Origin of the sequence: Microbacterium sp. (assembly GCF_040394595.1) — a bacterium.
Lineage (GTDB): Bacteria > Actinomycetota > Actinomycetes > Actinomycetales > Microbacteriaceae > Microbacterium.
In genome coordinates this window covers 21,798-33,323 of the sequence record NZ_JBEBSA010000024.1, presented here as the reverse complement: position 1 = coordinate 33,323, position 11,526 = coordinate 21,798, and the positions used below count along the sequence as shown (strand labels likewise).

Below are 11,526 nucleotides of genomic sequence, written 5' to 3'. Positions count from 1 at the left end.
GGCCGAACCACCCGCGAAACGTGACACCCACCGCACAACGGGACACCCCACCCGGACACCCCGCCCGAACCACAGACCACGTCCCGAATCACAGACCATGTCCCGAATCACGGACCACGTCCCGAATCACGGACGCCCCGGACCGAACCACCCGCGAAACGTGACACCCACCGCACAACGGGACATCGCCCGTCGGGGGGCCTCAGTCGTCGTGCGAGATCTTCTCGTGCTCGACGCGCACGATGCGGGCGTGCTTGCGCGCGCTGCGCTCGAGGATGAGGGCGACGACGCCGCCGAGCGCGAGGCCGATCGGCACGGTCCACAGCAGGGTGAAACCGAACACCTGTCCCGGCGGGTAGGTGACGCCGACCGCCTGGGAGGGCTCGTAGCTGCCGAAGAGCGTGAGGACCGCGGAGACGATCACGCCGAGCACGGCGCCCGCCCCCATGAACACGCCGAACCGCGGTACCGGGCGGATCTGCGCCTCGACGGTCTCACGGGAGCTGGTGCGTGCCATGGATCCATTGTCCCACGTTCTCCCCGCCCGCAGACCGCGTCAGGGGCGCAGCGGCAGCAGCCCCTCCAGGTCGGCGCGGATGCCCGAGGCGTGCACACCGCCCTCGGCGGCGGCTTCCGCCCACGACCGGGCGCCCGTCGCGAGCGCGATCCAGGTGGCGGCGTCCATCTCCACGACGTTCGGCGGCGTGCCCCGGGTATGCCGGGGCCCCTGCACCACCTGCACCGCCCCGAACGGCGGCACCCGCACCTCCACGCTGTTGCCCGGGGCCTTCTCCTCGAGCAGCTGCAGCAGATACCGCACGGCGGTCGCGGTCGGTGCCCGGCCGGCCGCGCCCTCGGCGACGGCGGCGAGTGCGGCACGCCCCTCTGCGGTGTCGATCTTGCGGGCCATACGCTCCAGGGTACGCACCCCCGGCCCGTTCCCGCCCACCGTCCGGGATCGCGGCGTAGGCTCGAAGGGCATGTCCCCCTCGAACACCGTCGCCGGAGCACGCGCCGAGCTCATCGCCGCCGCGACCCGTGGGGACGCCCGGACGCGCCGGTATCCGCAGGTCGTCGGCACGGCCCATGCGGCGTCCGTGCTGATGCTGTTCGGGCGCTTGGACAGCATCCCGGCGCGCACCGACGAGGCGACCGTCGCCGCCGATCTGGACGTGCTGCTGCAGCGGCGGGCCGCGACGCTGTCGTCGCACCCCGGGCAGGTGTCCTTCCCCGGCGGACGCCGCGAGGACGGCGACGCGGATGCGGTCGCGACGGCGCTGCGCGAGGCGCAAGAGGAGACCGGGCTCGAACCGGCGGGCGTCGAGGTGCTGGCGACGCTGCCCGAGCTGCCCCTCGCCGCCAGCAGCCATCTCGTCACCCCGGTGCTCGGCTGGTGGCGGGCGCCCTCGCGGGTCGCCGCCGTCGACCACGCCGAGACGGTCGAGGTGTTCCGCGTGCCCGTGGCGCAGCTGCTCGCCCCGGCGACGCGCTTCACCTCGGTGCTGCACCGGGAGGGGATGACCTTCAGCGGTCCGGCGTTCGACGTCGACGGGACCATCGTCTGGGGCTTCACCGCCATGGTGCTCGACGGGCTGTTCGACGCCGCGGGGTGGACCCTCCCCTGGGACGTCTCCGACGAGCGTCCGATCGAGCTCTGACCGCGGTCGGCGCCCCGGGCCCGCCGGTAGGCTGGGCGGCATGAAGATCCTCGTCCTCGGCACCGGCGCGCGTGAGCACGCGATCATCCTCTCCCTGCGCTCCGAGGACGCATCGCACGAGATCTTCGCGGCCCCCGGCAACGCCGGGATCGCACAGGACGCGACGCTCGTCGACCTCGACCAGCTCGACGGCGCGGCCGTGGCCTCGTTCGCCAACGAGCGGGCGATCGACCTCGTGATCGTGGGCCCCGAGGCTCCGCTCGTCGCCGGTGTCGCCGACGTGCTGCGGGAGCGGGGGATCCCAGTCTTCGGGCCGGGCAGGGCCGCCGCCCAGCTGGAGGGTTCGAAGGCCTTCGCGAAGCGGATCATGGAAGCCGCAGGCGTTCCGACCGGACGCGCCGCGCGGGCGACGACCCTCGCCGAGGTCGAGCAGGCCTTCGACGACCTGGGGGCGCCGCACGTGGTGAAGGCCGACGGCCTGGCCGCGGGCAAGGGCGTCATCGTGACGAGCGACCGCGCCGACGCGCTCGCGCACGCCGCCCACTACCTCGCCGAGGGCTCCGTGCTGATCGAGGAGTTCCTCGCCGGCGAGGAGGTCTCGCTCTTCTTCCTGAGCGATGGCGACACGGTGCGCGCGCTGAGCCCCGCGCAGGACTTCAAGCGCGCCCACGACGGCGATGCCGGCCCGAACACCGGGGGCATGGGGGCGTACTCGCCGCTGCCCTGGCTGGACGAGCGCTTCGGCGGTGAGGCGGCCTTCGTCGCCCAGGTGACCGAGGAGGTGGCTCTGCCCGTCATCCGGCAGCTCGACGCCGAGGGCACCCCGTTCATCGGCCTCCTCTACGCCGGGCTGATCCTCACCGACTCCGGCATCAAGGTCATCGAGTTCAACGCCCGCTTCGGCGACCCGGAGACCCAGGTCGTGCTGCCCCGTCTGCGCACCCCGCTCTCCCGACTGCTGCTCGCCGCGGCCTCCGGCAACCTCGAGGACGAGGCGCAGCCCGCGTTCTCGGATGACGTCGCGATCACCGTCGTGCTCGCGAGCGAGGGCTATCCGGAGTCGCCGCAGACGGGTCGCCTGATCGAAGGCCTCGCGGATGCCGCCGCGGTCGAGGGCGTCACGCTCGTGCACGCCGCGACCGCAGGACCGGACGCTCCGGGCGGCGACCTCGTCGCCTCCGGCGGACGCGTCCTCAACGTCGTCGCGACGGCCTCGGACTTCGGCACGGCGCGCAGCCGCGCCTACGACGCCCTCGGCCGAATCGCTCTCGAGGGCGGCCACTTCCGCCACGACATCGCGGCGCGCGTCGCCGGCTGAGACGCCACGACGCGGTCGCGCGGCGAGCGCCGCCGTGTCCTAGAGGGTCACCCAGTACCGGCGGATCAGCGGATGCCCGTTCTCGGGGGCCTCGAGGCGGTCCTGGAGCTCGCCGCCGGCGCGCTCGATCGTGCGGTAGGAGCCCGGGTTGTCGTCGTCGCAGGTGATCATCACCCGCTCGTAGCCGTCGGCGCGGGCGAGGTCGAGCTGCATCCGCAGTGCCTCGGTGACGATGCCCTCGCGACGCCGCGAAGGACGCACGGAGTAGCCGATGTGGCCGCCGACGCGACGGAGGAAGTCGTTCAGCTCGCGGCGGAAGGCGATGAAACCCACCACCTCACCGCCGTCGGTGATCCAGTGGTAGTCGCAGGGGACCTTGTCGTCCGGGAGCACGACGCCGCGGCGCCCGTAGAGCTCGGCCTTCTCGACGAAGTCGGCACAGCTCGCGCGGTCCGGCACGAAGTCGTCGGGCAGGCCCGACCCGTCGATGTGGTCGTCGCCGAACTCGGCGATGGCCGCCGCCCAGGAGTCGAAGAGGTCGAGAGAGGGCTTCGTGAGCTGGAGGTCCATCCCCTCATCCCATCACACCGGCGGGCGGGAGCGGGGACCCTCGCCCGGCGCGGAATCCGCACCGGGCGACGGGATCACTCCGCCTTCGGGGTGTGACGGCCCAGGAACAGAGCCGCGATGAGCGCGACGCCCATCACCGCGGCGGGAAGCAGCATCGTCTGCGCCATGCCGGTGGAGAAGCCGTCCTTCACGAAATCGGGCATGCTTCCTCCCCCGCCGATCCCCGACGGCGCCTTGTCGAGTCCCGGCAGGTTGGCCTCGAGGCGAGCCTGCATGAACGCCGCGATCGCCGCGGAGCCGATCACCGAGCCGATGGTCCGCGTGGTGTTGTAGATGCCCGCTCCCGCGCCGGCCTGACGCGGAGGGAGGCGCCGCGTCGCCGTGGTGGCCAGCGGGCCCCACATGCCGGCGTTGCCGATGCCGAGCATCGCGGAGGGCAGCAGGAACATCCAGATCGGCGTGTCGGTGTTCATCATCGAGGCGTTCCAGAGCAGCCCGCCGGCGACGAAGAGCAGGCCGGGGACCAGGATGAAGCGGGGGTCGACCTTGTCGAGCAGCGCACCGGCGAACGGCGCGAGCACGCCTGAGATGACCGCCATCGGGATCATCAACAGAGCGGCCTCGGTGGGCGTCAGGCCCCGTGCCAGCTGCAGGAAGAACATGAACGGGAGCGACATGCCCGTCACTGTGAAGCCGACTGCGGCGATCGCGAGGTTGGAGGCCGAGAAGTTGCGGTCGCGGAAGAGCTCGAGGGGTACGAGCGGCTCGCTGCGGGTCTTCCTCTGCTGCAGGATGAAGATCGCCAGCAGCACGATGCCCGCGAGGATCATGCCCCAGACCGAGATCGGGCCGGTGATCGTTCCCCAGTCGTACTTCTGCCCCTCCTGCAGGCCGAAGACGATGAGGAACAGCGCCACGGCGCTGAGCACCACGCCGACCATGTCGAAGCGGTGCGGGTGGGTCTTGAGACGGGGCACGAGGACCGCCGCGAGCACGAATCCGATCACGCCGACCGGGACGTTGATGAAGAAGATCCACTCCCAGCCCAGACCGTCGACCAGCAGACCGCCGAGCAGCGGGCCGACGAGGGTCGCGACGCCGGCCGTGGCTCCCCACAGGCCCATCGCCGCGCCGCGCCGCTCGGGCGGGAAGGTGCGGGTGATCACCGCCATGGTCTGCGGCGTCATGAACGCCGCACCGAGGCCCTGCACCGCACGGGCCGCGATGAGCCCGCCGAGCGTGGTCGAGAGGCCGCACCACAGCGAGGAGGCCGTGAAGATCACGAGCCCGATGAGGTAGATGTTCTTCGGGCCGAAGCGGTCGCCCAGGCGCCCGGTGATCAGCAGCGGCACGGCGTAGGCGAGCAGGTAGGCGCTCGTCACCCACACGACGTTGTCGAGGTTGTTCGTGTCGGGGTCGAGCGCGGCCTTGATGGCCGGGTTGGCGACGGAGACGATCGTCGTGTCGACGAGGATCATGAAGAATCCGATGACCAGCGCCCAGAGGGCGGGCCAGGGGCTCTGGGGCTTGTGCCCGGTGGCATAGGTGCCAGTCGACGGGCCGCCGGACGGTGCCGCGGCGCGAGTCGATTCGGTCATTCGCGTGCCTTTCGCTTCGCAAGGAGATGTTCGGAGTCGTTCCCCCAGGCGAACCCGGGGGCGGACATTCGGGGCAGCATCTCCTCGAGCCAGGCCAGATCGGCCCGCAGCAGCGCCTGCTGGCGCCCGGTCTCGAGGATGTACTGTTCGGGGACCCCGCGCCCGCGGGCGGCCGCGAGCCCCTCGTCGAGGTCGCCGAGCTCGGAGCGCATCAGATCGAGGCGGGCGGTCAGCAGCGCGATCGCCTCCCCGCGCTCGAGGTTGTGGGCCTCGGCGAGCGCGACGCGGAAGCGAAGGGGATGGTCGGTGCGGCCGAGCTCGCGGCGCACCCACTCGCCCACCACGTGGTCGCCCGCCTCGGTGAGCGTGTAGGTGGTGCGCTCGGGGCGATTGCCCTCGCGATCGACGCCGACCTCGTCGAGCAGGCCCTGCTCCTTCAGTCGCGAGACCGTGTGGTACAGCGTGCCGTTCGTCACCTTCACCATGCGGTCGTCGCGACGGAATCGAAGCAGGCGCAGCATCTCGTAGGGGTGCATGTCCCCTTCGCGCAGGAGCGCGAGCACGGTCACCCCGAGCGGGGTCAGCGTCGCTTCCGCCATCATTGCTCCATATCGATTAGTCCACATGGACTATATACCCTCCGGCCGACGGGTCCATCGCAGGCCTCAGCGGCGCAGTCGCTCCCGCTGCGCGTCGGTCAGCGGCCGGTCCGCGTACACCAGCCGCATCACGCCCGGATCGGGGTTGTCGGCGTCCGGCGTCGTCATCACGAGGTCCAGCCCCGCCTTCTCTGCGACCGCGGCCGATGCCCGGTTGTGCGCGACGAGGTACGCGGTCACCGGCACCTCCGGATGCACGGCGCGCGCCGCGGCGATCGCCGCGGCCGACAGCTCGGTCGCGTAGCCCTTCCCGTGATGCGCGGCCGCGAGCCGATAGCCGAGGTTCCACACCGTGCCGGCGCCGCCGGGCTCGCCGATCAGCGCGCATCCGCCGTTGCCGATGACCTCGCCGGTGGTGCGCAGACGCACCACCCAGGTGCCGGTGCCGACCGCATCCCAGCCCGCGATCCACCGCAGCACCATCGTCTCGGTGGTGCTGCGGTCGGTGTGCCGCAGACTCGGGAAGTGCGTCCACACCCGGGGATCGGACGAGATCGCGAAGATCGCGTCGACGTCGTCCTCGACCGGTCGGTGCAGGAGCAGCCGCGCGGTCACCGTCTCGTCGTTCACCGTCCCGAGAGTAGGGAGAGCCTCCGACATCGGGATAATGGGCGGGTGAACACTTCCCCTCAGATCCCCGGCTGGCGGCACGTCTACTCCGGCAAGGTGCGCGACCTCTACGCCTCGGAGGACGCCGCGGACACGCGCATCCTCGTCGTCGCCTCCGATCGGGTGAGCGCGTTCGACTTCGTGCTCGAGCCCGGCATCCCGCAGAAGGGCGCTCTGCTCACCGAGCTGAGCCGCTGGTGGTTCGCACAGCTCGACGTCCCGAACCACCTCGCGGAGGGCGGGATCCCCGAGGTCGTCGCCGATCGCGCGATGCTCGCGCAGTCGCTGGAGATGCTGCCGATCGAGTGCGTCGTACGCGGCTACCTCACCGGTTCCGGCTGGGCCGAGTACCAGGAGTCCGGCACGGTCTGCGGCATCCCGCTGCCCTCCGGCCTCGACGACGGCGACCGCCTGCCCGAACCGCTGTTCACCCCGGCGTACAAAGCGCCCCTCGGCGAGCACGACGAGAACATCTCCTTCGACCGCACCGCGGAGCTCGTCGGCCCCGCGCGGGCGGAAGAACTGCGCGACGTGTCGCTGCGCATCTACCGGCGGGCCGCGGAGATCGCCGAGGCCAAGGGCCTGATCCTCGCCGACACGAAGTTCGAGTTCGGCACCGACGCCGACGGCGTGCTGCGCCTGGCGGACGAGGTGCTCACCAGCGACTCGTCCCGCTACTGGGACGCGGAGGCCTGGCGCACGGGCACGTCGCCACGGGAGCGGATGGCGAGCTTCGACAAGCAGATCGTGCGCGACTGGCTGGCCGCGAACTGGGATCGGCAGGGCGAGCCGCCGGCGCTCCCCGAGGAGATCGTGACGCGCACCGCGGCCCGCTACCGCGAGCTGATCGAGCGCCTCACCTCCTGATCGGGGCCGCCGAGAGGACCTCGGCGCGGATGGCGGCGTCGCCCGACGTCGCGAGGAGCAGGCGAACCGGTAGTGTTTCCCCAGCTTCTTCCCCCCATCCCCCCGATCCGAGGAGCATTCATGCCGCTGTGGAAGATCCACGGCAACGGCCGCACAGTCGCGCCCGGCGCCGTCGTCCGCCCCGAGGAGCGCCTGAACTGGCCCGCCACGATCGCGATCGGCGTGCAGCACGTCGTCGCGATGTTCGGCGCGACGTTCCTGGTGCCGATCCTCACCGGGTTCCCGGTGCCGACCACGCTGCTCTTCAGCGGCGTGGGGACGATCCTGTTCCTGCTGATCACCCGCAACAAGCTGCCCAGCTACCTCGGGTCGTCGTTCGCGTTCATCGCCCCGGTCACCGCGGCGACGGCGGCGAACGCCGTCGGGGGCGAGAGCGGGATGGGCTCCGCGCTCGCGGGCATCGTCGCGGTCGGTGTGCTGCTCGCGATCATCGGCGTCGTGGTCCACACCGTGGGCGTGCGGTGGGTCGACCGCTTCCTCCCGCCCGTGCTGGCCGGCACCATCGTCGCACTGATCGGGTTCAACCTCGCCGGTGCGGCCCGCGGCAACTTCGAGCAGGCGCCCGTCACGGCGTTCTTCACGCTCGCGGTCACCATCCTCTTCGCCGTCGTCTTCCGGGGATTCCTCGGACGCATCTCGATCTTCCTCGGCGTGATCGCCGGCTACGTCTTCGCAGGCATCCGCGGCGAGCTCGACTTCTCCGCCGTCGACAAGGCGGCCTGGGTCGGATTCCCCACCTTCCACCTCCCGAACTTCACCACGCCGGGCACCTGGTCGGCCATGGCGATGTTCCTGCCGGTGGTCCTCGTGCTCATCGCCGAGAACGTCGGCCACGTGCGCGGCGTCGCCACGATGGTCGAGGATCCGTCCATCAACAAGCAGACCGGCAAGGCGCTAATCGCCGACGGCATCTCCACGACGGTCGCCGGCTTCTTCGGCGGCTCCGGCACCACCACCTACGGCGAGAACATCGGCGTGATGGCCTCCACCCGCGTCTACTCGACGGCCGCGTACTGGGTCGCCGGCATCACCGCCGTCCTGCTGAGCATGTCGCCCAAGTTCGGCGCGGTCATCAACTCGGTGCCCCCGGGGGTGCTCGGCGGTGTGACCACCGCCCTGTACGGCCTCATCGGCGTGATCGGCATCAAGATCTGGGTGGACAACCGCGTCGACTTCTCCCGTCCGGTCAACCAGTACACCGCCGCCGTCGGCCTGATCGTCGCCGTCGGAGGCTTCATGATCAAGGACGGAGAGTCCGGCTTCGAGCTCGGCGGCATCGTGCTGGCGACCGTCGGCGCGATCCTCATCTACCACCTGGGCAACCTCATCGCCCGCCTGCGCAGGTCGGGCGCCGACGACCCGAAGCCCCTGGAGGCCGTCGGACCGCTCGGCGGCGACCCGGCCTGACCACGTACCGCGGTGCACGAGGGCCCCGTTTCCGGCATCCGGAGCGGGGCCCTCGTGGTCAGCGCGGGCCGACGCCGGAGGCGCGGGGACGCGGCTCCACCGACCCGTCGCCCGGGCAGGACGCCACCGGCAGCGCCTCGGCCGGTTCCGGCAGTCCGTACATGCGGTAGACCCAGCGGCGGGCCGACTCCAGCGGGAACGTCGCGCCGTACACGGCGTACTTCACCACGATGCCCTCGAGCGTGCTGCGCAGCATCACCTCTTCGAGCGCGGGGTCGGCGGCTCCGCGCTCCTGGAAGACGGCGCGCACCGCATCCTCGGCGGCGGTGACCCCGGCGGCGTGGCGCTGCTCGGACTCGGCGAAGAGGCGATGGGTGCTCGGCTGCTGCTGCATCGCGATCACGGCCCGCTGCAGCGGCAGCGCGTGGACCGTCGCCATGAGAGCGGCGTCGATGACCGCCGCCAGCCGTTCCTCGGCCGCCCCCTGCGCCTGCGCGAAGCCGAGCAGCGTCTCGAACCAGCGGTCCAGCACCGCGGAGACCAGCTGCTGCTTGCCGCCGAAGTGGTAGTTGACCATGCCCTGGGAGACCCCGGCGCGACGCGTGATCTCGGCGATGCTCGCCCCCTCGACGCCCCGCTCGCCGAACAGGTCGATCGCGGCGAGCAGGATGCCCTCGCGGGACCTCTCGCGGGCGATGCGGTTCTGCTCCTCGGAACGAGCCATGCGGGATCCTCCTTCCGCGTGCGACGCGGTGCTTCCTCGGACGGCCCCCTTCCCTATACATTAATCACTGAATACTCATTCAATCTATGAGCAGCGCGGGCCCGGCCCGCTTCCCCCCACTGGAGTCCTCCATGCATCCCATCGCCCGCGTCGACCTCAACGACCTCGGTTCCCTCCTCGAATGGCTGATCGGCCAGTGGTGGGTCTGGGCGATCATCGGCGCCGTCGTGCTGATCTTCCTCGTGATCTGGATCATGCCCGCGGCGAAGGTCAAGCCGTCCGAGAACTTCTCGACCACCGACCGGGAGGCCAACGAGATCGCCCTCGGCTACCTGCAGATCTCCAACCTCCCCTCCGGCCCGTGGAACGACCCGACCGCCTCCGCCCTCGGCGACGCCCAGAAGCGCGTCCTCGTCGAGCAGTGGGGCGTCGCGACCCGCGAGGAGTGGCTCGCCGCGATCGAGCGGCTGGTCACCGTCCGCCGTCGCCGCGAGGTCTGGACGCTCTACCTGACCATCCGCACGGAGACCGCAGAGCGCCTCGGGCGCACCCCGAAGAACCGCGAGTGGCAAGCGGCCATCGTGGAGGCCGGTGGCGACAAGCGTGACGCCCGCACCTTCATCACGGCCGTCGAGTACGTCGAGAACCAGGTGCGCAAGCTCGTCGGCAAGGACATCGTCACCCCGGGCCTGTTCGTGAAGACCTTCGACGGCTACGCGATCGGACAGGCCGTGGCGATGGCGACCTGGGGCGTCGCGCTCGGGCATGCCGACGTCGCCGAGGCGCGAGCCATCATCCACCGCATCAATGTCGAGGCCCGCCCGTCGTTCTCCTCCTGGGCCGACTTCGGTCTCAGCTACACCGTGGGCCGCGTGATGCACTGGAGCGACGGCAACGTCGAGGAGAAGACCTTCGAGAAGTTCGGCGACAGCTGGCCCGCGTTCAAGGCGGCGAGCACCGCGAAGCGCCTCGGCCCCTGGGCGACCCTGTCGTGGAGCCTGTAAAGGTCGATCTCGCGCCGCTGCGGCGGTCACCGGGCTTCCGCGACATCCTCGTCTACGAGCGCATCTGCGGCATCCCGCCGTATCGGCGGTTCCTCACGGTCCTCGTCGGGGTGCTGCTGCTGGCGGCGGGGCTGCTCGCGGTGCTCTGGTGGCTGCTGCAGGGCGAGCTGCTGACCATCGCGCCGATCCTCGGCGTCTTCGTGGTCGCCTACACGCTGCTCGCCGCGTTCAGCTTCGTCTGGTTCGCGGCGGGGCTCGCGCGGCGGGTGAAGATCGCCGCCTTCGCATGGGGCAACGGATGGGCGTACGCCGATGCGCTCGAGCACACCCGCCGCCCCGGCGCGGCGTTCGAACGCGTGCTGCGCGGCCGCGAGCGCGGCGTGGTGGCGGGCGACGACCCGCGGATGCCGTTCGAGCTCGGGAAGCACTACTCCATCTCGCGGGGTCAGCAGGCGGCGACCGTGCAACGACCCTTCGCCTTCATCGAGCTGCCCCTGCGGACGTCGGTGCCCCACATCGTGCTGAGCAACCGGCATCGGCGGATCATCCCGACGCTCGGGCTCGGTCGGGGCGCCGCCCGGTTGGAGCTCGAGGGGGACTTCGCGAAGCACTTCGTCCTCATCGTCCCGGAGGGGTACCAGCAGGACGCGCTCTACATCTTCACCCCCGATCTGATGGCACGCGTGCTGGACCTCGGCACGGGGGCGGAGATCGAGCTCGTGTCGGACCGGCTCTACGTCTACCTGCCGCACGGCACGAGGTTCGACCACGCGGACGTCATGGCCGCGGCGCTCGTGCTCGCCGAGGAGTTCCACCGCCGGTTCGCCGCCCGCACCGAGCTGTACCGCGACGACGCGACGGGCGCGCTCGAAGCCCGCGCGGGGGTCTCGGTCGGGCTGCGGGGGCAGCGGCTCGGCGGACAGGGGATCTCCGTGCTCGCGATCGCGGGCACCGCGGGGGCGCTGCTGTTCGCGGCCGGGATGACGGCGTTCGGTCTGTTCGGCGGGGACCTGCTCCGCGCGCTCGGGGGCTGACCGGCTTCCCGGCTTCCC

At 71.2% G+C, this 11,526-nt stretch carries 13 protein-coding genes; 6 read left to right on the top strand and 7 right to left on the bottom strand.

Features of this window, described 5'->3' with window-relative positions; translation table 11 throughout:
* Positions 1-202 precede the first annotated feature (202 nt).
* Together ABWO84_RS15150 and ABWO84_RS15145 are read right to left on the bottom strand one after the other, a co-directional pair.
* Positions 203-517, bottom strand: a complete 315-nt coding sequence (locus ABWO84_RS15150) for a potassium transporter Trk (protein ID WP_353116035.1) — start codon at positions 515-517, stop codon at positions 203-205.
* A gap of 39 nt (positions 518-556) precedes the next feature.
* Positions 557-910 carry a sterol carrier family protein gene (locus tag ABWO84_RS15145; protein WP_353116033.1) on the bottom strand — a complete coding sequence of 118 codons (354 nt, stop codon included), beginning with the start codon at positions 908-910 and terminating at the stop codon, positions 557-559.
* A 70-nt stretch (positions 911-980) separates the two neighbouring features.
* Here ABWO84_RS15145 and ABWO84_RS15140 point away from each other — a divergent pair, with 70 nt between their 5' ends.
* Together ABWO84_RS15140 and purD are read left to right on the top strand one after the other, a co-directional pair.
* Positions 981-1,658, top strand: coding sequence for an NUDIX hydrolase (locus ABWO84_RS15140; protein WP_353116031.1), 678 nt, complete (start codon positions 981-983; stop codon positions 1,656-1,658).
* Between the two features lie 40 nt (positions 1,659-1,698).
* Entirely contained in the window at positions 1,699-2,976 is a 1,278-nt protein-coding gene (gene purD / locus ABWO84_RS15135) for a phosphoribosylamine--glycine ligase (RefSeq protein WP_353116029.1), read from the top strand.
* 39 nt (positions 2,977-3,015) lie between these two features.
* Here purD and ABWO84_RS15130 read toward each other — a convergent pair whose 3' ends face one another.
* From ABWO84_RS15130 to ABWO84_RS15115, 4 genes are all read right to left on the bottom strand, one after another.
* A complete protein-coding gene (locus tag ABWO84_RS15130; RefSeq protein WP_353116027.1) occupies positions 3,016-3,546 on the bottom strand; it encodes a GNAT family N-acetyltransferase in 531 nt (176 codons plus the stop codon).
* A 74-nt stretch (positions 3,547-3,620) separates the two neighbouring features.
* Positions 3,621-5,144 (bottom strand): DHA2 family efflux MFS transporter permease subunit, encoded by a 1,524-nt coding sequence (locus ABWO84_RS15125; protein WP_353116025.1) that lies wholly within the window; start codon positions 5,142-5,144, stop codon positions 3,621-3,623.
* Positions 5,141-5,743, bottom strand: a complete 603-nt coding sequence (locus tag ABWO84_RS15120) for a PadR family transcriptional regulator (RefSeq protein ID WP_353116023.1) — start codon at positions 5,741-5,743, stop codon at positions 5,141-5,143. The genes ABWO84_RS15125 and ABWO84_RS15120 overlap by 4 nt, the downstream gene beginning before the upstream one ends.
* Before the next feature lie 66 nt (positions 5,744-5,809).
* Positions 5,810-6,373, bottom strand: a complete 564-nt coding sequence (locus tag ABWO84_RS15115; protein ID WP_353116021.1) for a GNAT family N-acetyltransferase — start codon at positions 6,371-6,373, stop codon at positions 5,810-5,812.
* A gap of 45 nt (positions 6,374-6,418) precedes the next feature.
* Here ABWO84_RS15115 and ABWO84_RS15110 point away from each other — a divergent pair, with 45 nt between their 5' ends.
* Both ABWO84_RS15110 and ABWO84_RS15105 read left to right on the top strand, forming a co-directional pair.
* Positions 6,419-7,279, top strand: a complete 861-nt coding sequence (locus ABWO84_RS15110; protein ID WP_353116019.1) for a phosphoribosylaminoimidazolesuccinocarboxamide synthase — start codon at positions 6,419-6,421, stop codon at positions 7,277-7,279.
* Between the two features lie 120 nt (positions 7,280-7,399).
* Positions 7,400-8,746 (top strand): uracil-xanthine permease family protein, encoded by a 1,347-nt coding sequence (locus tag ABWO84_RS15105; protein WP_353116017.1) that lies wholly within the window; start codon positions 7,400-7,402, stop codon positions 8,744-8,746.
* Positions 8,747-8,804: 58 nt separating this feature from the next.
* On the opposite strand, the gene ABWO84_RS15100 is transcribed toward ABWO84_RS15105, so the two are convergent.
* Positions 8,805-9,470, bottom strand: a complete 666-nt coding sequence (locus ABWO84_RS15100) for a TetR/AcrR family transcriptional regulator (RefSeq protein ID WP_353116015.1) — start codon at positions 9,468-9,470, stop codon at positions 8,805-8,807.
* Positions 9,471-9,601: 131 nt separating this feature from the next.
* On the opposite strand from ABWO84_RS15100, the gene ABWO84_RS15095 reads away from it, so the two are divergent.
* Positions 9,602-10,474, top strand: a complete 873-nt coding sequence (locus ABWO84_RS15095; protein WP_353116014.1) for a DUF1266 domain-containing protein — start codon at positions 9,602-9,604, stop codon at positions 10,472-10,474.
* Positions 10,462-11,508: a hypothetical protein gene (locus ABWO84_RS15090; RefSeq protein ID WP_353116012.1), complete on the top strand. Its 1,047-nt coding sequence runs from the start codon at positions 10,462-10,464 to the stop codon at positions 11,506-11,508. Before ABWO84_RS15095 ends, ABWO84_RS15090 begins: the two co-directional genes overlap by 13 nt.
* The last annotated feature ends 18 nt before the right edge of the window (positions 11,509-11,526 follow it).